Source organism: Aurantiacibacter xanthus (assembly GCF_003584015.1).
Classification (GTDB): domain Bacteria; phylum Pseudomonadota; class Alphaproteobacteria; order Sphingomonadales; family Sphingomonadaceae; genus Alteraurantiacibacter; species Alteraurantiacibacter xanthus.
Window position 1 is genome coordinate 120,069 of record NZ_QXFM01000066.1, and the last position, 21,941, is coordinate 142,009.

The 21,941-nt window shown below is 63.4% G+C and carries 16 protein-coding genes; 12 read left to right on the forward strand and 4 right to left on the reverse strand.

Annotated elements, in window-relative coordinates; all coding sequences use genetic code 11:
* The first annotated feature begins 22 nt into the window (after positions 1-22).
* The 3 genes from D2V17_RS07240 (at position 23) to D2V17_RS07250 (ending at position 4,202) form a co-directional block, all read left to right on the forward strand.
* Positions 23-1,225, forward strand: coding sequence for an amidohydrolase family protein (locus D2V17_RS07240; protein ID WP_119592411.1), 1,203 nt, complete (start codon positions 23-25; stop codon positions 1,223-1,225).
* Positions 1,226-1,372: 147 nt separating this feature from the next.
* Complete coding sequence (locus tag D2V17_RS07245) at positions 1,373-1,816, forward strand: glycine zipper 2TM domain-containing protein (protein WP_119592412.1); 444 nt, start codon at positions 1,373-1,375, stop codon at positions 1,814-1,816.
* A gap of 328 nt (positions 1,817-2,144) precedes the next feature.
* Complete coding sequence (locus D2V17_RS07250) at positions 2,145-4,202, forward strand: NAD(+) synthase (protein WP_119592433.1); 2,058 nt, start codon at positions 2,145-2,147, stop codon at positions 4,200-4,202.
* Positions 4,203-4,236: 34 nt separating this feature from the next.
* Here the strand turns inward: D2V17_RS07250 and D2V17_RS07255 are convergent, their stop codons facing one another.
* The gene (locus D2V17_RS07255; protein WP_119592413.1) at positions 4,237-5,502 is read right to left on the reverse strand and encodes a PQQ-dependent sugar dehydrogenase; all 1,266 of its coding nucleotides are present in this window, start codon (positions 5,500-5,502) and stop codon (positions 4,237-4,239) included.
* A 194-nt stretch (positions 5,503-5,696) separates the two neighbouring features.
* On the opposite strand from D2V17_RS07255, the gene D2V17_RS07260 reads away from it, so the two are divergent.
* The 7 genes from D2V17_RS07260 to D2V17_RS07290 all read left to right on the forward strand — a co-directional run bounded on the left by D2V17_RS07260 (position 5,697) and on the right by D2V17_RS07290 (position 13,351).
* Positions 5,697-6,455, forward strand: coding sequence for an SDR family oxidoreductase (locus D2V17_RS07260; protein ID WP_119592414.1), 759 nt, complete (start codon positions 5,697-5,699; stop codon positions 6,453-6,455).
* A complete protein-coding gene (locus D2V17_RS07265) occupies positions 6,452-7,159 on the forward strand; it encodes a cytochrome b/b6 domain-containing protein (RefSeq protein WP_119592415.1) in 708 nt (235 codons plus the stop codon). Before D2V17_RS07260 ends, D2V17_RS07265 begins: the two co-directional genes overlap by 4 nt.
* A complete protein-coding gene (locus D2V17_RS07270; protein ID WP_119592416.1) occupies positions 7,156-7,899 on the forward strand; it encodes a molybdopterin-dependent oxidoreductase in 744 nt (247 codons plus the stop codon). Before D2V17_RS07265 ends, D2V17_RS07270 begins: the two co-directional genes overlap by 4 nt.
* A gap of 137 nt (positions 7,900-8,036) precedes the next feature.
* Positions 8,037-9,344 carry an SAM-dependent methyltransferase gene (locus tag D2V17_RS07275; protein WP_245978588.1) on the forward strand — a complete coding sequence of 436 codons (1,308 nt, stop codon included), beginning with the start codon at positions 8,037-8,039 and terminating at the stop codon, positions 9,342-9,344.
* 141 nt (positions 9,345-9,485) lie between these two features.
* Positions 9,486-10,832 carry an MATE family efflux transporter gene (locus D2V17_RS07280; RefSeq protein ID WP_245978589.1) on the forward strand — a complete coding sequence of 449 codons (1,347 nt, stop codon included), beginning with the start codon at positions 9,486-9,488 and terminating at the stop codon, positions 10,830-10,832.
* Between the two features lie 63 nt (positions 10,833-10,895).
* Entirely contained in the window at positions 10,896-12,113 is a 1,218-nt protein-coding gene (locus D2V17_RS07285; protein WP_119592417.1) for an argininosuccinate synthase, read from the forward strand.
* Between the two features lie 668 nt (positions 12,114-12,781).
* Positions 12,782-13,351, forward strand: a complete 570-nt coding sequence (locus tag D2V17_RS07290) for a septal ring lytic transglycosylase RlpA family protein (RefSeq protein WP_245978591.1) — start codon at positions 12,782-12,784, stop codon at positions 13,349-13,351.
* Here D2V17_RS07290 and D2V17_RS07295 read toward each other — a convergent pair.
* Positions 13,348-14,343, reverse strand: a complete 996-nt coding sequence (locus D2V17_RS07295; protein WP_119592418.1) for a hypothetical protein — start codon at positions 14,341-14,343, stop codon at positions 13,348-13,350. The genes D2V17_RS07290 and D2V17_RS07295 overlap by 4 nt on opposite strands.
* Before the next feature lie 381 nt (positions 14,344-14,724).
* On the opposite strand from D2V17_RS07295, the gene D2V17_RS07305 reads away from it, so the two are divergent.
* Together D2V17_RS07305 and D2V17_RS07310 are read left to right on the forward strand one after the other, a co-directional pair.
* The gene (locus D2V17_RS07305) at positions 14,725-16,068 is read left to right on the forward strand and encodes an AAA family ATPase (RefSeq protein WP_119592420.1); all 1,344 of its coding nucleotides are present in this window, start codon (positions 14,725-14,727) and stop codon (positions 16,066-16,068) included.
* Complete coding sequence (locus D2V17_RS07310; protein WP_119592421.1) at positions 16,065-16,940, forward strand: DUF4435 domain-containing protein; 876 nt, start codon at positions 16,065-16,067, stop codon at positions 16,938-16,940. Before D2V17_RS07305 ends, D2V17_RS07310 begins: the two co-directional genes overlap by 4 nt.
* Before the next feature lie 236 nt (positions 16,941-17,176).
* Here the strand turns inward: D2V17_RS07310 and uvrA are convergent, their stop codons facing one another.
* Positions 17,177-20,140 carry an excinuclease ABC subunit UvrA gene (gene uvrA / locus D2V17_RS07315; protein WP_119592422.1) on the reverse strand — a complete coding sequence of 988 codons (2,964 nt, stop codon included), beginning with the start codon at positions 20,138-20,140 and terminating at the stop codon, positions 17,177-17,179.
* 126 nt (positions 20,141-20,266) lie between these two features.
* Positions 20,267-21,941, reverse strand: a 1,675-nt coding sequence (locus D2V17_RS21270; protein ID WP_220474082.1) for a transferrin-binding protein-like solute binding protein, incomplete at its 5' end; no start/stop codon positions are given.

A 21,941-nucleotide genomic window follows, 5' to 3' on the forward strand; every position in this document is an offset into this window, starting at 1 on the left:
ATTGCCAGGAGAGAGGCAGCCCATGCTTGAAACCGCCCTCGTCAGCTGTGACGACCATCTCGACCTTAATATGCTGCCCGCCAATGTGCTGGCCGACCGGATGTCGGCCAAGTGGGGTGAACGCGCGCCGCGCGTCGACATTCCTGATGATGGCCCCGCCAGTTGGATCGCGGACGGCAACCGCTGGGGCTTCTGGGCCGGCAAGAAAGTGGAGCAGAAAGGCCCTAAGCCGCTGCTGACCGCCTTCGATCGCGGCGGAGTGGAAGACCTGACGGAACTGCGCGCCGGGCACCCCAAGCTGCGCCTTGCCGATATGGACCGCGATCAGGTCTGGGCGCACGTCGTCTATGGCCCGGTGACCTCGATCAAATCGGAAGACCCGGAGTTCACCGCCGAAGCCTATGCCGCCTACAACGACTGGCTTTATGAGGACTATTGCGCCGAAGCGCCCGACCGGCTGATCGGGGTCGCCATGCTGCCGCCGCAGCCCGAAATGGCCCATGCCGAGCTGGAACGGCTGGCGAAGAAGGGCGGCTGCCGTCAGGCCAATCTCCAGATCGCCGTGTGCGAACCGCGCCTTGAGGACAAGCGGTGGGAGCCGGTGTTCCGCCTGCTTGAGGAAAGCGGGATCGTGCTGTCGTTCCACGTCACCGTGTTCCCCAAGGCGGGCGACGCCTTCGACAAGTACAAGGGCTCGCCGGGCGCGACCTTCCTCCACGCCAAGATGTTCATCGAGCAGTTCCTCGACCCCTTCGTCGACCTGTTCGCCTGGGGCCTGCTCGAACGGCATCCGGGCGTGAAGCTGGTCATCGCCGAATGCGGCGCGGGCTGGGTGCCGTGGGTGGTGGAAGAGCTGGACTATCGCCACCACCGCCTGTGGGAATGCGCCGATTACTGGGCCGACAAGGGCGGCGTGCCGCACGAGATGAAGCCATCGGAGATCTTCAAGCGGCAGATTTACGGCACCTTCCAGCAAAGCCCCACCACGATGGCACTGACCGACTTCTGGGGCCCGGACAACCTGCTGTGGGCCAGCGACTATCCCCATCCCGACAGCATCTGGCCCAATTCGGTGCCGACCATCAATCGCACCATGGGGCATATGGACCCGGCGCAGGTCGCCCGGATCGTGGGCGGAAATGCGGCTAAGCTCTATGGGCTCGATCTGAGCAAGGCCACGGTGCGCGCCCGGCTCGATGTGGGGAATGATCGCGCGGCGGCGTGAGGCGATTTCCGGCTCGGTTTGTCGCAGGAGGAAAACGGCTCGACCCTGAATTCGTATCCCAACAATTCGTTCATCTCCCGTTGGGGAACTGTGAACGAGATTGATCGTCATTCCGGCACAACGCTGGACCGATGAAAGGATCGAGCCATGAAAAAGAAGTTTCTCGCCCCCCTCGCCGCCATGGCTACGGCAGCTGCGGCTCTGACCATCCCGGCTGCCCCCGCTGCGGCAGACCCGCCGCGCTGGGCACCGGCGCACGGCTATGATCGCAACCACGATCGCTATGACGTGCGCTACGATCGCCGCGACGACCGCCGCTATCGTAACGACCGCGTTTATGACAGCCGCGGCCGCTATATCGAGCCGCGCCGCGTAAGCCGCGACGACCGTGTGTGGCAGGGCCGCGATGGCCGCTACTACTGCGAGCGCAGCAACGGCACCACCGGGCTGATCATCGGTGCCGCCGGTGGCGCGTTGGTTGGCCGCACCATCGACACGCAGGGTGACCGCACGCTCGGCACCGTGGTCGGCGGCGTGCTGGGTGGCCTGCTGGGCCGCGAGATCGACCGTGGCGGTGCCCGCTGCCGCTAAAAGACCTATCGAAGTCCCCAAGGAGGGCGCCGCATCGCAAGGTGCGGCGCCCTTTTTGTTGCGGCAAGTATCCTTTTGGGATACGTGAATAACCATGCACCGCGCAGGTCAGAAAATCCGCACCTTCCGCGAGGCGCACGATCCGCCGCTGAGCGCGGGTGAATTCGGCGCGCGCTATGGTGAGCCGTGGGCCAGCCGCACGGTCTATGGCTGGGAAGCGCAGGGCAAGATCCCCCGTGCCGCCACGCAGAAACGCCTTGCCGAACTGGGCATCTGCCAGCCATCCGATTTCCTCGATCCCGCCCTCACCCCAACCGAGCAGGCCCCGATGAGCGACACCCACCCCTTCTACGACATGCACACCCACGGCTTCGTGCGTGTCGCCACCAGCACACCCTCGGTGCACACCGCCGATGTCGCGTTCAACCGCGCGGGCATTCTCGACGAGGCCCACCGCGCGCACGAGGCCCATGTCGACCTGCTGCTCTATCCCGAACTCAGCCTGTCGTCCTATGCGCTCGACGATCTGGTGATGCAGGAGGCGCTGCTCGAAGCCGTCGAGCACGAGATCGAGACCATCCGTGCGGCGAGCGAGACGCTGAGCCCGGTGCTGGTGATCGGCGCCCCGCTACGCCGCAATGGCCGGATTTACAACTGCGCCGTGGTGATCGCCCATGGCGAGGTGCTCGGTGCGGTGCCGAAAAGCTATCTGCCGAACTACCGCGAGTTCTACGAAAAGCGGTGGTTCGCCCATGGGCGCGAGTGCCGCGACCTGTGGATCGCCATCAACGGCGCGGAAGTCCCGTTCGGGGTCGATCTGCTGTTTGCCGCGCAGGATCTGCCCGGCTTCACCTTCGGGATCGAGATCTGCGAAGACTTCTGGGCGCCGATGCCCTCGGGCAGCCGCACGGCACTGGCGGGGGCCACGATCCTGCTCAACCTCTCGGCCTCGCCCGTCACCATCGGCCGCGCCGACGAGCGCAAGGCGCTGTGCCATGTCAGCTCGACGCGGCTGATCTGCGCCTATGCCTACTCCGCCGCAGGCCACGGTGAGAGCACCACCGACCTCGCCTGGGACGGACAGGGCATGATCTACGAGCTGGGCGACCTGCTCGCCGAAAGCGCCCGCTTCGATCTGCAGCCCGAGTTGTCCATCGCCGACATCGACACCCGCCGCATTGTCGCCGAACGCAGCCGTAACGCCACCTTCAACGACTGCGCCGAGGCCGAGGGCCACCCCGAAGACAGCTTCCGCACCGTCGCCTTCGACCATGCGCCTGCTGCTGGCGACATCGGCCTGATCCGCCCGGTCCGCCGCTTCCCCTTCGTGCCCGACCGCCAGCACCGCCTCGACGAGGACTGTTACGAGGCCTTCAACATTCAGGTCGACGCCCTGATGCGCCGGTTCCAGTCGACCCATGCCAAATGCATGGTGATCGGCATTTCGGGCGGGCTCGATTCGACGCACGCGCTGATCGTGGCGGCCAAGGCCTGCGACCGGCTCGGCCTGCCGCGCACCACCATTCGCGGCTATACCATGCCCGGTTTCGGCACCTCCGAAGGCACGAAGAGCAACGCCTGGAAGCTGATGCGTGCGCTCGGCATCGCAGCCGAAGAGATCGACATCCGTCCCGCCGCCGAACTGATGCTGAAGGACATCGACCACCCCTATGCCGGCGGCGAGCCGGTCTACGACGTGACCTTCGAGAACGTGCAGGCGGGCCTGCGCACCGACTATCTGTTCCGCATCGCCGGGCACCATGGCGGCTTCGTGATCGGCACCGGCGACCTCAGCGAACTGGCGCTGGGCTGGTGTACCTATGGCGTGGGCGACCAGATGAGCCACTATGCGGTGAACGCAGGCGTGCCCAAGACGCTGATCCAGTATCTGATCCACTGGGCCACCGGAACCGAGCAGTTCGATCCCGAGACCGACGCGGTGCTCGAAGCGATCCTCGCCACCGAGATCAGCCCCGAGCTGGTCCCGGCGGGCGAAGATCAGCTGATCCAGAGCACCGAGGCCATGGTCGGCCCCTACGAACTGAACGACTTCTTCCTCCACCATGTGGTGCGCTACGGCCAGAAGCCGAGCCATGTCGCCTTCCTCGCCTGGCACGCCTGGCGCGACCGCTCGCGCGGGTTGTGGCCGCACGCTTTCCCCGAGGCCAAGAAGAACGCCTATGATCTGGCGACCATCACTGCATGGCTCGACAAGTTTCTCGCCCGGTTCTTCGGCTTCAGCCAGTTCAAGCGCAGCGCCATTCCCAACGGCCCGAAGGTGAGCGCAGGCGGCGCGCTCAGCCCGCGCGGCGACTGGCGCGCACCGAGCGATGCCGTGGCCGATCTGTGGAAGGCCGAGCTTAAGGCGAACGTGCCGGAGGGGTAGGCTGCGTTGACTCTGCCCGGCTGGCGCCGCGCGCTTAGCCTTCGGCAGGCGTCACCTTGATAATCGCCCCATCGGTCATGTCGGTCAGCAGATAAAGCGCGCCGTCCGGCCCCACGCGCACGTCGCGCCAGCGCTGGCCCAGATCCTTGAGCAGGATTTCTGGCTGGTTCAACGGCATCCCCTGCGTATCGGTGTCGTAGCGCAACAGGCCCTCGGTGAAGGTGGCCAGCAGCAGGTCGCCCTGCCAGCCGGGGAAGGTCTCGCCTGCATAGAAAGCGATGTTGCCGGGGTTGAGGCTGGGCGGGCCCCAGGCCAGCACCGGGTCGATCTTGCCCGGCACCTTGCTCACCGCCTCGGCAGGCTCGCCATTGTAGTGAAACCCTTGGGTAACGCTCATCCAGCCATAGTCGCCGCCGCGCATGATCCGGTTCAGTTCATCGCCGCCGCGCGGGCCGAATTCGGTTTCCCACAGGTCGCCGGTGAAGGGATTGACGGTGAGCCCGAGCGGGTTGCGATGGCCGGTCGACCACACCTCGGGCCGCGCGCCCTCGCGCCCGACCCATGGATTGTCGGCGGGCGCCGAGCCATCGGCATTGAGGCGCAGGATCTTGCCGAAGTGGTTGTCCTGCGCGGCGACCATCTCGCCATAGTTGCGGTCGCCGCTGGTCACGAACAGGTGCCCCTCGCCGTCGAACAGCAGGCGCCCGCCGAAGCTGCCGAAGGCCGGGCCTTGCCCGCAGCATCGTTCGGGCTGGGTCTGCGCGCCGTACCAGGGCGCGGCGAGGAAGATGTCCTCGACCTCGCGCAAGGCGTGCCCGCCGTCCCACACCGCACGCGCCACGGCCAGCGCCTGCTCGTCCGCGCCCGAGGGGTTGGGCTTGGAATAGGCCAGATATATCCGGTGATTGCGCGCGAAATCGGGATCGAGCACCACGTCGTTCAGCCCGGCGATGCCGGCGGCGTATATATCGGGCAGGCCGCCGATCGGCTCGGGGTCGAGCGTGCCGTCCCCCGCCACGATGCGCAACCGCCCCGGTCGCTCGGTCACCAGCATGCCGCCGCCCGGCAGGAAGGCCATGCCCCACGGGTTGACCAGCCCGCGCGTCAGCACCTCGACATGGATCGGACCCGTGGCGCTGTTGAAGTCCCACGGCCCATCGCCCAGAGTCGTGCCCATGAAGGGCGCCGGGGCAGGCGTGGGAGCAGGCTTCGACGTCGCCGTCGGCGCATCCTGAGCGACTGTCTGGCAAGCGCCAAAGGCCAGCGCCAACGCGCTCGCCACGGTTACGATCCGGATCATTATTACAACTTCCTCCCCTCGCGGCGACCTCCACAAGGCCACCCCAAATTGACTTTATCCCGAATAGAAAGCCTCTGTTGCGCGAAGGTGCAAGACTCTTTTGCGAAGCTGGCCTTTGCAAGGCGAGCGCGAGCGTGCAAACTTGCCCCGATGCTGCACCGCAACCTTCCCCTCCCGCGCCGGGTCGCCCGATAATGCGCAGCGTTCTGGTCACCGGCGGCGCGCGCCGCATCGGCGCGGCTATCGCCCGGCGTTTCGGCGCGGCGGGCTGGCACGTAGTCGTGCACTACCGCCGTTCGCGCGACGAGGCGCAGGCACTCGCCGCCAGCCTGCCGAGCGCCCGCACCCTGCAATGCGATCTCGCCGACGAACAGGCCTGCGCGAGCATGGCGCGCACGCTGGCCAGCGAACTCGACGACTGGCGAGCACTGGTCAACTGCGCGAGCCTGTTCGAGTACGACAGCCATGACGCGCTCGACCCGGATGTGTTTGCCCGCGCCATGGCGGTGAACGCGCGCGCGCAGGTGCAACTGGCGAGCGCCTTCTTCGCCCATGCGCGGGCCGACGGGGGGCGCCGGGTCATTCAGGTGACCGACCAGAAGCTCGCCAATATCAACCCCGATTTCTTCAGCTACACCATGAGCAAGGCGGCGGTCGATGCGGCGGCGCGGATGCTGGCGCAGGCTGCCGCGCCGGGTGACCGGATCTATCGGCTCGCCCCCGGCGCGATCCTCGCCAGCCACGATCAGACCGACAGCGAGGCCGAGCGCTCGCACCGGCTCAACCTGCTCAGGCGGCGCACCGATGCCAGCGAAGTGGCCGAAGCGGCACTATTCATGGCGGAGGGCCCCCTCGCCAGCGGACAGGAGCTGTTCGTCGATTCGGGCCAGCACCTACTTTGTCAAAACCGCGATGTGATCTACCTTGCCCGCGAGGAGAGCCTTTCGGCATGACCAGAATAGCCAGAACCAGACTGGGCAAAACCAAGCTGCCCAAGCGGCACGCGCTGTCGACCCGCATCTGGCACTGGGTCAACGCGATCAGCGTCGTGATCCTGTTCATGAGCGGGCTGACGATCTCCAACGCCCACCGCCGCCTCTATTGGGGGGACTGGGGCTTCGAGACCGCGCAGGCCTGGTTCGTCGCGCCCTCGTTCCCCGGCTGGGCCACCATCCCCACCCGCTACAGCCTCGCCATCGCACGCGACTATCACATCGTTTTCGCGCTGGTGTTCGGCTTTTCGCTGCTCGCCTTCATGCTCGCCGCGCTGATCAACGGCCATATGCGGCGCGACCTGTTCGCCCGGGCGCGCGAATGGTCGCCCGCGAACGTGTGGCTCGACATCAAGGCGCACCTCAGGTTCAATTTCGAGCCGGTCGAGGGCAAGTACAACATCCTCCAGAAGATCTCCTATTCCGGGGTGGTGTTCGTGCTGCTGCCGCTGATGGTGTTCACCGGCATGGCGATGAGCCCCGGTCAGGAAGCGGCCTGGCCCTGGCTCAGCGAGATCTTCGGCGGCCGGCAGAGCGCGCGCTCGATCCACTTCATCTGCGCCTTTGCGCTGGTCGCGTTCCTGATCGTCCATGTGCTGCTGGTGCTGGTCTCGGGCCCGATCAGGCAATTGCGCGACATGATCACCGGAGGGAGGGCAAAATGAAGCGGCGCAACGTTCTCGTCGGCGCGCTGGCCGCCTTCGTCTCGGCCTGCAACGAGGTGAGCGAGACCTCGGTGTTCCGCAACATCGTCGACGGCGCGCAGAGCTGGCATCGCGGACTGCACCGGGCGCTCGGCTTCGGGCGGATCACCATGGCGCCCGAGTTCTCGCCGAGCGAAATCTCGCCGTTCTTCCGCGGCAACGGCAGCCTTGACGTCAACACCGAGGCCTATCGCAAGGCCGAGGCCGAGGGCTTTGCCAACTGGCGGCTCTCCGTCACCGGGCTGGTCGACAACGAACTCAGCCTCTCGCTGGCAGACATCCGCGCCCTGCCCCAGCGCACCCAGATCACTCGCCACGACTGCGTCGAGGGCTGGAGCGCGATCGGCCAGTGGACCGGGCCGCAGCTATCGCATGTGCTCGAAGCGGCGGGCGTGCAGGACAGCGCGCGTTTCGCCGTGTTCCGCTGCGCCGATACGCTCGGTGGTTCCGCATATTACGAGAGCGTCGATCTCGACGATGCCTATCACCCCCAGACCATCATCGCTCACGCGTTGAACGGGCAGCCGCTGCCCGTGCTCAACGGCGCGCCCTTGCGGATGCGGATCGAGCGGCAGCTCGGCTACAAGCACGCCAAGTACCTCACCGGCATCGAACTGGTCGACAGCCTCACCCCGATTGCGGGCGGCAAGGGCGGCTATTGGGAGGACCGCGCGGGCTACCAATGGTATGCCGGGATCTGACAACCCGAGACCGGATCGGCCCTGCTCACCCCCGGTACATTCCCACCGTTTGATTGACTTGCCGACCATCGCCCCGCACACAGCCGGGCAACGGGACTGAACGAAAGGGACGCATGCCCATGTGGCTGCTCGATAAAATGCTTACGAAACTGATCCGGGCGGGCAAGCTCGTGATCACCGACTACGACGGCAAGGCTTACGAATATGGTCCCGGTGGCCCCGTGCCCGATGGACAGGGCGGCACCTATGACCAGCCGATCCGCATCCGGCTGACCGACAAGAAGGCCTCAGGCCATATCGCGCGCTATCCGCAGGTCGGCGCGGGCGAGGCGTTCATGTGGGGCTGGCTCCACGTGGAAGAGCCTTACGATATCCGCGACATGATCCTCTATGTGACGGGTCAGGCCAAGGTCCACGGCGACCGCGCGTTGCAGCCGCAAGGCCCGATGAAGCGCCTGATTCAGAAGACCGCGGCCAAGGTCGATTCGATCAACCTCAAGAGCAAGGCGCGCAAGAACGCCGAGCACACCTACAACCTCACCCGCCGCCTCTACGAGCTGTTCCTCGACGAGGACCGGCAGTATACGATGGGCTATCACCGCCGTACCGACGTCAGTCTCGAAAAGGCGCAGCTCGACAAGAAGGCGCTGATCGCGGGCAAGATGTATATGCAGAAGGCGCGCGAGATGGATCGCCCGATGCGCGTGCTCGACATTGGCTGTGGCTGGGGCGGTCTCGCGCTGTACCTCAACAAGCATTATGGCTGCGAGGTGCTCGGCGTGGCGCTTGCGCCCGACCAGATCGCCTTCTGCAAGGAGCGCGCGAAGGCCGCAGGCGTCGAGGACAAGGTCAAGTTCAAGCTGATGGACTACCGCGATGTCGAGGGCACGTTCGACCGCATTTCCTCGGTCGGCCTGCTCGAACATGTCGGCACCCCGCACTATCCGCAGTTCATGGAGCACACCCACCGGCTGCTGGCCGACGACGGCGTGATGTTCTCGCACTGCTGCGGCCGCGCTGGCCCTCCCGGCTTCACCGACGCCTGGACCCGCAAGTACATCTTCCCGGGCGGCTATATCCCCGCGCTCAGCGAACTGGTGAGCGAGAGCGAGAAGGCCGGCTGGCAGGTAATGGACGTGGAAGCGATGCGCTTCCACTACTCGCACACGCTGGAGGAATGGTACAACCGCACCGTCCTCCACCGCGAGGAGATCACCGACATGTATGACGAGCAGTTCTACAAGATGTGGCTGTTCTATCTCGCGGGTGCGGAGCAGAGCTTCCGTCATGGCACGCTGGTCAACTGGCAGCTGCAATATGTGAAGGATCGCAATGCCGTGCCGATGATCCGCGACTACATGGAGGAAGAGGCCGAACGCCTGCGCAACTCGGAAGAGCCGCCGGTGTGGCACCTCGATCCGGCGCTGAAGCAGGCGGCGGAGTAAGCCGCCACAAAGCCCTCCCCCGTGGGGGAGGGTTGGGAGGGGGCTCGGCGCCACATCGGGCGCGGTTCCCCCACCCCCGGCCCCTCCCCATTTGGGGAGTGGAGTTGTTTTTAGCTTGAAATACCGGCTATGGGCGCCCCCATGAGTTCTGCCCCGCCGCTCACCCGCCCAAACCTGACGCGAAAGGCAATCTTCACGCAGGCCTGGCCGATCATGATTGGCCAGGCCTCGGTTCCGCTCGTGGGTATTGTCGACACCGCCGTGATCGGACGCACCGGCGATGCCGCCGCTCTGGCTGGTGTAGCACTGGGGGCGACGCTGATCGGCCTCGTGTTCTGGAGCTTCGGCTTCCTGCGCATGGGGATGACCGGGCTGACCTCGCAGGCACAGGGCGCGGGCCAGCGCCACGAGGTCGAGGCGCTGCTGCTGCGCGGGATCGCCATCGGGCTCGCGCTGGGCGTCGCCATTTTCGCGCTGCAAGTGCCGCTGAGCCGCGGCGCACTGGCGCTGATGTCGGGCGGCGAGACCGTGAGCGCCGAAGCCGCCGCCTACATGCATGGCCGCTTCATGGGCGCGCCCGCCGCACTCACGGTCTATGCCATCACCGGCTGGCTGTTCGGCCTCGGCCGCACGCGCGATGCGCTGGCGCTGCAACTGGTCATGAACGCTGCCAACACGGCGTTCGACCTGTGGTTCGTGATCGGGCTTGGCTGGGGCGCTTTCGGCGTGGGCGTGGGCACGGCGCTGGCCGAGCTGGTCGCGGTGATCACCGGCCTTGTGCTGGTGGGCCGCGATGGTGCGGGCACGGTGATCGGCTTCGTCCGCCGGGCGACGCGCGCGCAGGTGCTCGATCCGGCCCGCCTCAAGCTGCTGTTCGCGGTCAACCGCGACATCATGATCCGCACCGTTGCGCTGTTGCTGCTGTTCGTCTGGTTCGCCAATGCCGGGGCGCGGCTCGGCGCGGCGGCGCTGGCGGCCAACCATGTGCTGTTGCAGTTCATCACCGTTGCCGCCTGCGTGCTCGACGCCTTCGCCTTCACCGCCGAGGCGCGGGTCGGCCATGCCGTGGGCGGGCGCTCGCGAGCAGAGTTCACCCGTGCAATCCGGCTGTCGGGCGAGCTTTCGCTGCTCGCCGGGGCGCTGCTGTCCGCGCTGTTCCTGCTGGCGGGCGGCCCGGTAATCGACTTCCTCACGACCGACCCGCAGGTGCGCGAAATCGCCCACCGCTTCCTGCCTTTCGCCGCCATCCTGCCGTTGATCGGCATGCCGAGCTGGATGCTCGACGGGGTCTTCGTCGGGGCGACGCAGGGCCGCGCCATGCGCAATGCCGCCGTGCTCGCAACGCTTTCCTACATCGCCCTCGATCTGGCACTGCGGAGCGAGGGTCAGTTCGGCCTGTGGATCGCGTTCAGCGCCAGCTATGTGCTGCGTGCGGGGGCGCTCGGAGTGCAGCTTCCGCGCCTTGTGCGCACCATCGGCCACGGCTGACATTGCGGCGCTTGCCGCTTGCTGATAGGCGCGCGCGAAATTCAGCCTTTGGAGTCTGTCGTAATGTCCGAGATCAAGCGTGTCGTTCTGGCCTATTCGGGTGGTCTCGATACCTCGGTGATCGCCAAGTGGCTCGAGGTGGAGCGCGGGCTGGAGGTCGTCACCTTCACCGCCGACCTCGGCCAGGGTGAGGAGATCGAACCGGCGCGCGCGAAAGCCCGTGCGATGGGCATTCCCGACAAGCACATCTTCATCGAAGACCTGCGCGAAGAGTTCGTGCGCGACTTCGTGTTCCCGATGATGCGTGCCAACGCCCGCTACGAGGGCGACTATCTGCTCGGCACCTCGATCGCGCGTCCGCTGATTTCGAAGCGTCTGGTCGAGATCGCCCACGCCACCGGAGCCGACGCCGTGGCCCACGGCGCGACCGGCAAGGGCAACGATCAGGTCCGCTTCGAGCTGTCGGCCTATGCGCTTGACCCCGATATCAAGGTGATCGCTCCCTGGCGCGAGTGGGATCTCACCAGCCGCACCGCGCTGATCGCCTGGGCCGAGCAGCACCAGATCGCCGTCCCCAAGGACAAGCGCGGCGAGAGCCCGTTCTCGACCGATGCCAACCTGCTGCACACCTCGTCGGAGGGCAAGGTGCTGGAAGACCCCTGGGAAGAGACCCCCGACTACGTCTACTCGCGCACCGACCACCCCGAAGCCGCGCCCGACACCCCCGAGTACATCACCATCGACTTCGAGCAGGGCGACGGCGTTGCTTTGAACGGCGAGGCGATGAGCCCGGCCACGCTGCTGGCGGCGCTCAACGATCTGGGCCGCAAGCACGGCATCGGCCGGCTCGATCTGGTCGAGAACCGCTTCGTCGGCATGAAGAGCCGCGGCATGTATGAGACACCGGGCGGCGAGATCTACGCCCGCGCCCATCGCGGGATCGAGCAGATCACGCTCGACCGCGGCGCTGCTCACCTCAAGGATGAGCTGATGCCCAAGTATGCCGAGCTGATCTACAACGGCTTCTGGTTCAGCCCCGAGCGCGAGATGCTGCAGGCGGCCATCGACCTCAGCCAGCAGAAGGTGAGCGGCACCGTGCGCCTGAAGCTCTACAAGGGCAATGCCATGGTGGTGGGCCGCAAGTCCCCGAACTCGCTCTATTCGGAGGCCCACGTCACCTTCGAGGACGATGCCGGTGCCTACGACCAGAAGGACGCGGCAGGCTTCATCAAATTGAACGCCCTGCGCCTACGCCTGCTGGCCCAGCGCGACCATCGCTGATCGACCATGACGCGCGTGACGGTTTCGGCCGTTACGCCAAAGTGTTGATTTATCCACTCTTGTCCACCGCTGATCGGGCGGCGGGTGGATAAGTCGCGCCCACATGGCTTGCACCGACTCGCCGGGTGATAGCACCTCTTGCGCACCGCTCGGCTCATCGAGACCGAGGGCGGGGCCCGCTGCTGGCTCTGTCTTCATCTGGTCAGCCCCGCGGCACGAGGCGGAGAACCGCACGGGAGAGGAATGGCAGACAGCGCCGGCGACCGGCTGCGCGACTGATGCCCCCGCCACCCGCAAGGTCCGAAGCTTCGGCAACTGGCCGCACGGTGCAGGATGCCGATGGCTCCAGCGAGTACCCGCTCGCCGGAACCAGCCTGAAGCCCCCTGCACGTGCAAAGCACCGGTAAGCGTGGGGTCGGCAGCGATGCCGGCCCCATTTCCCGACTCAACCCTTTGATCATCAACGCCTTTCCATCCGCGAATCGCCCCGACGGTCGGACTCGGCACGATTCCCGCCGCATTGGCCTCTCTCGCACCCCAAATCCCTGTCCACAGCCGCTCGCTTCGCCGCATTTGGACCACATTCCACGACGAACCGATCCTCTGGGACGACCACTTGAGGAACCCGGGGTGGGCACCCGCGCCATAGCCCCGTAAAGGCGCCCCCCATGAACGCTCAAGATCCCAAGCGCACCTCGCGCCGGACGCTGGCTCTCATCTGCGCCCTTACCACGCTTGGCATGGTCGGCGCAGGTCACGCCGAAACGCAGCTCGAAGCGGCCGCGCTGGTCGCTCCGCGTGCTGCCACCGGGCCTGTCTTCGCCCCCAGCGAGGAGGCCCGCTTCGTCGAGGCCTTCGCCCCCTACACCGACCCCGCCGCACCGCTTGACCAGACTGGCCCCGCCAACGCCGCCACCATCACCCCCGCCGAGCCCGAGGCCACCCCGCTCGGCAGCGGCAACGCCTCCTACTACGGTCGTCGCTTCAACGGCCGCCGCACCGCCAGCGGCGAAGCCTTCGACATGACCGCGCTCACCGCCGCGCACCGCTCGCTGCCCTTCGGCACCCGCGTGCGCGTCACCTACCCGCGTACCGGCCGCAGCGTGATCGTCCGCATCAACGACCGCGGCCCCTACTCGCATGATCGCCTGATCGACCTCTCGCGCGCCGCCGCCGAGGAGATCGGCCTCATCGCCCAGGGCCACGGCACGGTCGAACTCGCCGTTCTCGACAGCTAGGCGTTCTCCAGCGCCGCCTGCGCCTCTTCGGGAGCCAGCGCCCACCAGCGCGGCACGCCGGCCTCGAAGGCATGGAGCTGCGCCATCTCCAGCGCGCCGGTGCGATCGCCCTCGAGGCAGAGCCGGAACGGCGGCAGCGCATCCTCGGGCCGCGCCTCCTCCATCCGCTCAAGCCGGTTGCCCAGCCACTGACAGTCCGCCTGCGTCAGAGTGACCCCCGGCTCGGTCTCGGCATCGAGGCAGAAGCCGCCGCAGTCCTCGCAAGGTGTGACAGGTGTGACAGGCTCCTGAGGAGATTTTTCCGCTCCCTGCCTCCCCTGAACAAAACCCCGTTCGTGCTGAGCTTGTCGAAGCACTGCTTTTTCTTTTTCAGCCGCCTCCCGTTCCGCGAACCCCGCCGGATCGCGCACCAGCTCACGCTCGTCCTGCACCCGCCGCAGGTCCTCCGCCGCAACGGCACCCGGAAGCACCGCGTCCACATCCCCCTCGCCCGCCCCCTCCCCGGCAAGGCGCAGCGCCGCGATCTGGTCGTCGAGCTGCGGGAGCGTGGCGGCAAGGTCGAGCCGCTCGGCCGCCCGGTCGAGCCTTGCCAGATGCGCGAGCAGCAGACGGCTGTCGAAATGCCGCCGCCGCGCGACCTCCTCGCCGTGATAGAACACCGCCTCCTCGACCCCGTTGATAGCGCGCTCGGCCAGCTCGCTCTCGGCGACGGTGCGCGCGGCGATCAGCGCCGCGTCCCACGCCCGCGCAAACCCAGGAGACCGACGCCGCGCGCGATAAGCGGTCTGCCGCGCGACCCCGGCGCGCTGGCAGGCGATGGCGACCGAGCCCATAGTCATGAGGCTTTCGAGGAAGTCGGCCATGCGCGGCGGGGTGAGCGCGACCTGCTGGCCGCTGGCGGTGCGGGCGATTTTCGGGTTGTCGGGATCGGCGATGACATGCGGGTCAAGCTGCGCGAGCTGGAGCGGCGAGAGCTGGACGATGGAGGTCATCGGGCTTTCTCCCCGATGTCGCGCTGGCCCACCCCGCTGTTGCTGCGCAACGTCTGCGACTCCCCGCAAGCGGGAGGGGTGACTTGCGCTTCCAAACTCCCCTCCCGCTCGCGGGAGGGGTTGGGGGTGGGCGCGGCTACAGAGCGCACTTTCCCCCCGATCCGCCCCGCCTCGACATGCGCGAGCCAGCGCTGGAAATGGCCAACGACATCGGGATGGTCGGTGGGGGCAACGGGCAAGCGGTATTGCGACATGGGGACACCTCGTGGTCTGCGCGTTTCGTGGACCGCCTTGGGCAAAGCGGGCGCGCAGTGAGGCATATTTTGGGGTGTGTAGGAAAGGGGATTGACTTGAGAACGAGATATATCGACCAATAAGTTCATGGAGTTTGATCAAATCAGCATCGTCGGTGTCTTTGATGGAGCCGATTTCACATTGCCACTTCAGGGGCCGCCAAAATTCTTGGTCGGCCCAAATGGCTCAGGCAAAACGACGGTGATCAAAGCTGTTTTCTTCGCCGGGACAGGACAATGGGATCGGCTTGCCAGCTTACCAATCAATGGGGTCGAATTTACAGGCAACGGGCGTGGAATAACCGTTGAAAAAGCTGATTTTATTCTATTTTCGAGAATTGACAGACTCTTGCAAACAACTTCTCGCCCAAGGTCATCATTAAACAAGAGGTTTTGGCCAGAAACATGGGAAGAGGCTGAAAAAACTATTAGAAAAAGCAGGATGGCCCAAAGATATCCTAAATCTGTAATGGAACAAATTGAATCCGAATACGAACTTCTTGCAATCGTCAATAACTTCACTCAACGCGAAACTCGCGATAGAATTTTATACTTTCCAACTTATCGTAGGGTCGAAAAAGATTTAAAAGATCTCGTTAATGTTGATACTCAGGAGGACGTATTTGAGCTCGAATCAGGATCAAATTTAAGTTCTCAAATCGAGAATCGCTATAAACAATTTGGGGAAGTCATCGGATTTGGCGGTCAAGATATCGCACTTCTTATAGACGAAACTGCCGAAGATATTCGGCAGAAGGCACGAGTGGCACTTAATGAACATTCGATCGGATTCCTAGAAGCATTAGTCAGTGCAGACCTCTCAAAAACTAGACACTTCCGAAATTATCTCGTTCGCGCCGATAACGCCAACCAGCTGATCGACAAAATTCAGCGGTACGCCCCTTCAACAATGAAGGTCGATGCAATCAAAAATGAGGTATCTCGACTAGTACAAAAACTTAAAGGGCAGCCTTGGGGAAGACTGAGACAGAAAGAGGACATGCTTCTATATTATCTTTCGGAGCTCCACACTCTTGTCGAAAAGGTAGAAAGGGAGTCTCGCCCACTTCTTTCTATGGTCGAAATTTTAAATGAATATTTAGGATCAACAAAAACTGCGTCTATGGATGCGCAAAATAATGTTGCCATATATGATAACAACACAAAAAATCCACTGCAATTCGAAGAACTCTCTTCTGGAGAGAAGCAGATAGTCGCATTTTTTGCATTTTTAATATTGCACGAAAATAATGATGATCTTATCGTTCTTTTAGATGAGCCAGAATTAAGCCTATCTGTGAGCTGGCAGAAAAAACTTATTTCCGATATGCTAAAAACAAGAAGATGTCTAACTATTATTTCAGCTACTCACTCTCCCTTTATTATAGAAAGTTATCCTCTTGAGCACTTGATAGCGCTAGGTCACGAATGACGTTCATCGATCAGCTCAGAGAGAGCACAAATTCAAAACATGCAGCTTACCTTGCGTTCATCAGTGGACGACAGAGGGAGGGCTATAATTTTTATGCCTTCGTAGAAGATCAGGATGATGTTGAATTCTACCAGCACGCTTTACCGAATGATCTAGATATCTATTATCTCACTTGTGGCGGTAAGTCGGAAATTTTTTCGATTCACAAGAAAATATCCTCGGATGGACTCTTAGGCGAGTGCTTATTCTTTTGCGATCGCGACACCGAGCAAATGCCATTCAAATTTGAGCATGAAATATTCCGCACAAAATACTACAGTTGGGAAAGCTACTGCCTGATAGATGATATTTTGGAATTGGTAGCATGCAGAAAAATAAACCCCATGCTGTCGAATAATGAATATAAAAAATTCTCTGATTCTTGGCAGAACACCAAGGAGCAATTTTGCGCTCTTATGGCCGAACAGATTGCAATAATTGTACTTGAACAAAGTATACATGCTAGAATCGGAGCTTCCAATTGGATCCCAATAATTGATGCGCGCAACGTTGATGGCGTGATCTTCCCGTCAGACCGCGCAAAAAATAATCTAGCAGAGATTCGAGAAAATCTCGTAAGTGAAGGAGTTGACTTTGCTTTACTAGATTATATTGCAAATCAGCACACTTCTTCTGATAAATTTCCAATATGGCGGGGGAAAACTGCCTTCCAAATATTAAAAAAATTTACGAAGGATTTTATAAAAGATATTGGAAGAATTGCCCTCATTGACTTCAACTCCCCTATTTCTTTTATAAAGGCAGCTCCCTCTACGTCACATCACTTCGAAGATATCCGCGATTACGTTAAGAGGCGGAAGACAGCGCTTTAGCTAGACATTCGTCAAAATAATCCCCTGTATAGCCAGCGCTACAGCGGCAATCTTCTTGGGCCCAAACAAAGTCTGCTTGGAAGTTTTTCGCGTCCTGGGGCAGGCTCGTTCCCGGTCACGCCCCAAGCATAGATTTCAAATACCGGCCGGTGTAGCTACGTTCGTTGCGAGCGACCTCCTCAGGTGTACCCTCGCCACCCTTCAACAAGCTCAGGGCAAGCTGTCATCGCCTGCCGTCACAGCATTGGAGCAAGGTAAGCGCCGGTATAGGACCGTGGCTCCTTGGCGACCTGTTCGGGCGTACCTTCGGCGATGACCTCACCCCCACGCACACCGCCATCCGGCCCAAGGTCCACCAGCCAGTCGGCGGTCTTGATCACATCGAGGTTGTGCTCGATCACCACCACAGAGTTCCCCTGATCGACCAGCCGGTGCAGCACCTCGAGCAGTTTGCGCACGTCCTCGAAGTGCAGGCCGGTGGTCGGCTCGTCGAGGATATAGAGCGTCTGCCCGGTGGAGCGGCGCGACAGCTCTTTCGCCAGCTTCACCCGCTGCGCCTCGCCGCCGGATAAGGTGGTCGCCTGCTGGCCCACTTTTATGTAGCCCAGCCCCACCTCGGCCAGCATCGCCATCTTGTCGCGGATCGGGGGCACCGCCTTGAAGAACTCGACCGCGTCCTCGATCGTCATGTCGAGCACGTCGGCGATCGAGTGGCCCTTGAACTTCACCTCCAGCGTCTCGCGGTTGTAGCGCTTGCCGCCGCATTCCTCGCAGGTGACGTAGACGTCGGGCAGGAAGTGCATCTCGATCTTGATCAGGCCGTCGCCGGTGCAGGCCTCGCAGCGGCCGCCCTTCACGTTGAAGCTGAACCGCCCCGGCTTGTAGCCGCGCGCCTGCGCCTCGGGGAGCCCTGCAAACCAGTCGCGGATCTGGGTGAAGGCGCCGGTGTAGGTGGCCGGGTTCGAGCGCGGGGTGCGGCCGATGGGCGACTGGTCGATCTCGATCACCTTGTCGCAGTGTTCGAGGCCAGTCACCTTGTCATGCGGCCCCGCGATCACCCGCGCGCCGTTCAATGTGCGGGCGGCGGCGGCATAGAGGGTGTCGATGGTGAAGCTCGATTTTCCGCTGCCCGAAACGCCGGTGACGCAGGTGAAGGTGCCGAGCGGGATCGCGGCGGTGACGTCCTTGAGGTTGTTCGCCTTCGCGCCGTGGACCGTCAGTTTCTTGCCGTTGCCCTTGCGGCGCTTGGCCGGCACCTCGATCTGGCGTGTGCCGTTGAGGTAGGCGGCGGTGAGCGAGTTCTTGTTTTTCAGCACCTGCTTCAGGGTGCCCTCGGCCACGATCTCGCCGCCGTGGACGCCCGCGCCGGGGCCGAGGTCGACCAGATAGTCGGCGGCGCGGATGGCGTCCTCGTCGTGCTCGACCACGATCACCGTGTTGCCGAGATCGCGCAGCCGCTTGAGCGTTTCGAGCAGCCGGTCGTTGTCGCGCTGGTGGAGGCCGATCGAGGGTTCGTCGAGCACGTAGAGTACGCCCGAAAGCCCGGAGCCGATCTGCGAGGCGAGCCGGATGCGCTGGCTCTCACCGCCCGAGAGCGTGCCGCTGGTGCGGTCGAGGTTGAGGTAGTCGAGCCCGACATTGTCGAGGAAGCCCAGCCGCTCGACGATCTCCTTGAGGATCGCCCTGGCGATCTGGTTTTGCGTATCGGTGAGCTTGCCCGGAAGTGCGGTAAACCATTGCAGGGCATCGGAAACCGAGTAGCGCGTGGGCTGCGAGATATCGGTGCCGTCGATCTTCACCGCGCGCGCCTTCTCGTTGAGGCGGGCGCCGCCGCAGGTTTCGCACGGCTGCGCGGTCTGGAACTTGGACAGCTCCTCCTGCATCCAGGCGCTGTCGGTCTGCTGCATGCGGCGCTGGAGGTTGCCCATCACGCCCTCGAACGGTTTTTGCACCGTGTAGCTCTTGCGGCCGTCCTTGAAGGTCAGCTCGACCGGCATGCCCCTGGTGCCATAAAGGATGATGTCGCGCTGGTCCTGATCGAGCTGGTTCCACGGGGTCTCGATGTCGAAGTCGTAGGCCTTGGCGAGGCTGGTCAGCACCTGCATGTAATAGGGCGACGGCGGGTTCGACTTCGCCCAGGGCACGATCGCGCCCTTCTTGAGGCTCAGTTCCTCATTGGGGACCACCAGTTGCGGGTCGAACAGCTGCTTCTCGCCGATGCCGTCGCAGGTGGGGCAGGCCCCCTGCGGCGCGTTGAACGAGAACAGGCGCGGCTCAATCTCCTCGATGGTGAAGCCCGAGACCGGACAGGCGAACTTTTCGCTGAACACGATGCGGTTGGGGGGCAGGCCTGCGCCCTTGAGCTTGCCACCCGCGCCCCCTTCCCCGCTCGCGTCGAGCGCAGTCGAGACGCCTCGCGCGCGTGTCTCGACTGCGCTCGACACGAACGGCTGTTGCGCCATGGCCTCCGCCACAGTCCCATCGGCCAGATCCACATAGGCCAGCCCATCGGCCAGCTTCAGCGCGGTCTCGAACGAGTCCGCCAGCCGCGTCTCCAGACCCGGCTTCACCGCGATCCGGTCGACCACCACCTCGATGTCGTGCTTGTACTTCTTGTCGAGCGCAGGGGCGTCCTCAATGGCGTACATCTCGCCGTCAATGCGCACGCGGGTGAAGCCCGCCTTCTGCCACTCGGCCAGCTCCTTGCGATATTCGCCCTTGCGGCCGCGCACCACCGGTGCGAGCAGATAGGCGCGCGTGCCCTCGGGCAGGGCCATCACCCGGTCGACCATGTTGGAGACCGTCTGCGCCTCGATCGGCAGGCCGGTGGCAGGCGAATAGGGCACCCCCACCCGCGCCCATAGCAGCCGCATGTAGTCGTAAATCTCGGTAACGGTCGCCACGGTCGAGCGCGGGTTGCGGCTCGTGGTCTTCTGCTCGATCGAGATCGCGGGCGAGAGCCCGTCGATATGCTCGACATCGGGCTTCTGCATCATTTCGAGGAACTGGCGCGCATAGGCGGAGAGGCTCTCGACATAGCGGCGCTGGCCCTCGGCATAGATGGTGTCGAAGGCGAGGCTCGACTTGCCGCTGCCCGAGAGGCCGGTGATGACGATGAGCTTGTCGCGCGGCAGCTCGATATCGACGCCCTTGAGGTTATGCTCGCGGGCGCCGCGGACGGAAATGTGGGTGAGTGACATGGGGGCTCACTTGGGGACTGGTTGGCACAGAGTCCAGCGCCCCGAAAGGGCAACTGGAGATGCAGGTCATGTTCCGCAAATGTTCCCGAAGGTCAAGAGCAAGTCGCCTCCCCCACTCACCCAGCCTCAGGGCGGCGGCGCGCGCGTGCCGAAGCTCACTCCCTCGAGCGTGCCGAGCGCCGGATCTTCCAATCCGAAGGTGGCGACATATTCCTGCGCCGCATCGCCATAGAACTTACCCAGGAGCAGCCCATCAAGGCCTGTGGCGCTTGCCCGCAACACACCGTCGGCAGCCGAGAGCGTCCCGCTAAAGTCGTAATTGCCATAAGCAATCGGCGCGCCATTGGCATCGGTGCCGCTGGGTGCCAGGCTCGCACTGAGCGTACGGGCAAGAAAGTCGATCTCGAGCAGCGAAGTGCCGCCGAAGCTCGCCTTTATGTCGCTTCCCTCCCGCAGCGTGCCAGACACCAGGCCCGCATAACGGCCACTGCCCGTCTGCGGGATCTGGTGCAGCGGAGTAGCAAGGCCGAAGCCGATCCAGTCGAGCGAAGTGCCAAGCACCGCGCCGTCCTTATCGTACCACGTGCCATCGGCCCTCATGAAACTCGAATAGGTAAGCGTAACCCCTGCCGACGAACCGTCGAAAACGCTTATCAGATGTTCGGTCTCGCCATCTCCAGCGATCTCGTCCGTGGCACGATAGGCCAGCATGTCGCCGGCGTCGTTGGCAGGCACGCGGTTGCGCTGCTCGAACGCAACAGCGAACAGGCTGGTGGAGGCCAGATAGGTGCCAGTGGCTGGATCGTAGGTATTATACCAAATGACGCTGTGGCTTTCCGACGACGACCTCTCGGACGTCTCGGCAAAATAGTTGCCACGTTGAGTGGACCAAAAATAGGTGCGCTCGGTCAAGCTCGCCAGCGTCTTGGTCGCCGCCAGATCGGCATTTTCTCGGCCGACAAAGCTCACGTTATAAAAATCGCTGCCGCTGGTGCCGTAAAGCACGCCACCAATCTCATCGGCCTCGGGGCCGTAGAACTGTCCCTCGAGCGGGCCGGTGAAGATGAGCGGGCCGTTGGCATCCTGATGGCTGGCGCTGAAGGTGCCGTTGAACAGGTTTTCGCCCGCAACGATGCTTGCAGTGCCGCTGAGCGAGCCGGCCAGGTAGGTTGAGTAGGAAGAGCCTTTCGTATTGCTGGACCAGGTGTTCGCGTCGAGCGAGAGCTGCCCGCTGGAGAAATCGATCAACACCGCACCACTGCCTGAGAGAATGCTCAGCGTATCGTAAGGGGCTACAGGTGTGGTGCCCGAGCCCCAATTGCCGCCCGAATGAACGCCGTGGAGGCGAATGTAGTGCGAGGCGCGCCCGCTGGTGGCAACGGCGCTTGCCTGGCTAGGAAAGCCAAACACGAAGGCCGAGGCCAGATAGGTCCGTTCGTCGTCGATGAAATTGAGCATGGAAGAATAGAACAGACCTGCGCGCACGTGGTGCGGCGTCGGGGACCGATCTTCCTCGTATGAAGAAACGCCGGAAAGCAGCAACCGGTCCTCGTTGTCGTCCACGACTCGCTCGAAGCGCAGGCCGCTGGCGTCAGGCACCTCTTCATCCGGGCCAAAGCTGAAGCTCTGGGTTCCCACGCGAAGCGCGTAAGAGTTGTCGCTGGCATCGTAGCTGATCTCGACCCCGGTGCCGTCGCCCCGCTCAGCGGGCTGGGCTTTGCCGCGGTCGTAAACCAGGCTTGTTAGCCCGGCCTCTGTGGGAAAGCTACCGGAGACCAGCGGTGGGACGACCCCGGTATTG

What these genes read in the sequence shown, in the direction of transcription:
- D2V17_RS07240 (WP_119592411.1), top strand. Translation starts at nt 23, where the DNA reads ATGCTTGAAACCGCCCTCGTCAGCTGTGACGACCATCTCGACCTTAAT.
- D2V17_RS07245 (WP_119592412.1), top strand. Translation starts at nt 1,373, where the DNA reads ATGAAAAAGAAGTTTCTCGCCCCCCTCGCCGCCATGGCTACGGCAGCT.
- D2V17_RS07250 (WP_119592433.1), top strand. Translation starts at nt 2,145, where the DNA reads ATGAGCGACACCCACCCCTTCTACGACATGCACACCCACGGCTTCGTG.
- D2V17_RS07255 (WP_119592413.1), bottom strand. Translation starts at nt 5,502, where the DNA reads ATGATCCGGATCGTAACCGTGGCGAGCGCGTTGGCGCTGGCCTTTGGC.
- D2V17_RS07260 (WP_119592414.1), top strand. Translation starts at nt 5,697, where the DNA reads ATGCGCAGCGTTCTGGTCACCGGCGGCGCGCGCCGCATCGGCGCGGCT.
- D2V17_RS07265 (WP_119592415.1), top strand. Translation starts at nt 6,452, where the DNA reads ATGACCAGAATAGCCAGAACCAGACTGGGCAAAACCAAGCTGCCCAAG.
- D2V17_RS07270 (WP_119592416.1), top strand. Translation starts at nt 7,156, where the DNA reads ATGAAGCGGCGCAACGTTCTCGTCGGCGCGCTGGCCGCCTTCGTCTCG.
- D2V17_RS07275 (WP_245978588.1), top strand. Translation starts at nt 8,037, where the DNA reads ATGCTTACGAAACTGATCCGGGCGGGCAAGCTCGTGATCACCGACTAC.
- D2V17_RS07280 (WP_245978589.1), top strand. Translation starts at nt 9,486, where the DNA reads ATGAGTTCTGCCCCGCCGCTCACCCGCCCAAACCTGACGCGAAAGGCA.
- D2V17_RS07285 (WP_119592417.1), top strand. Translation starts at nt 10,896, where the DNA reads ATGTCCGAGATCAAGCGTGTCGTTCTGGCCTATTCGGGTGGTCTCGAT.
- D2V17_RS07290 (WP_245978591.1), top strand. Translation starts at nt 12,782, where the DNA reads ATGAACGCTCAAGATCCCAAGCGCACCTCGCGCCGGACGCTGGCTCTC.
- D2V17_RS07295 (WP_119592418.1), bottom strand. Translation starts at nt 14,343, where the DNA reads ATGACCTCCATCGTCCAGCTCTCGCCGCTCCAGCTCGCGCAGCTTGAC.
- D2V17_RS07305 (WP_119592420.1), top strand. Translation starts at nt 14,725, where the DNA reads ATGGAGTTTGATCAAATCAGCATCGTCGGTGTCTTTGATGGAGCCGAT.
- D2V17_RS07310 (WP_119592421.1), top strand. Translation starts at nt 16,065, where the DNA reads ATGACGTTCATCGATCAGCTCAGAGAGAGCACAAATTCAAAACATGCA.
- uvrA (WP_119592422.1), bottom strand. Translation starts at nt 20,140, where the DNA reads ATGTCACTCACCCACATTTCCGTCCGCGGCGCCCGCGAGCATAACCTC.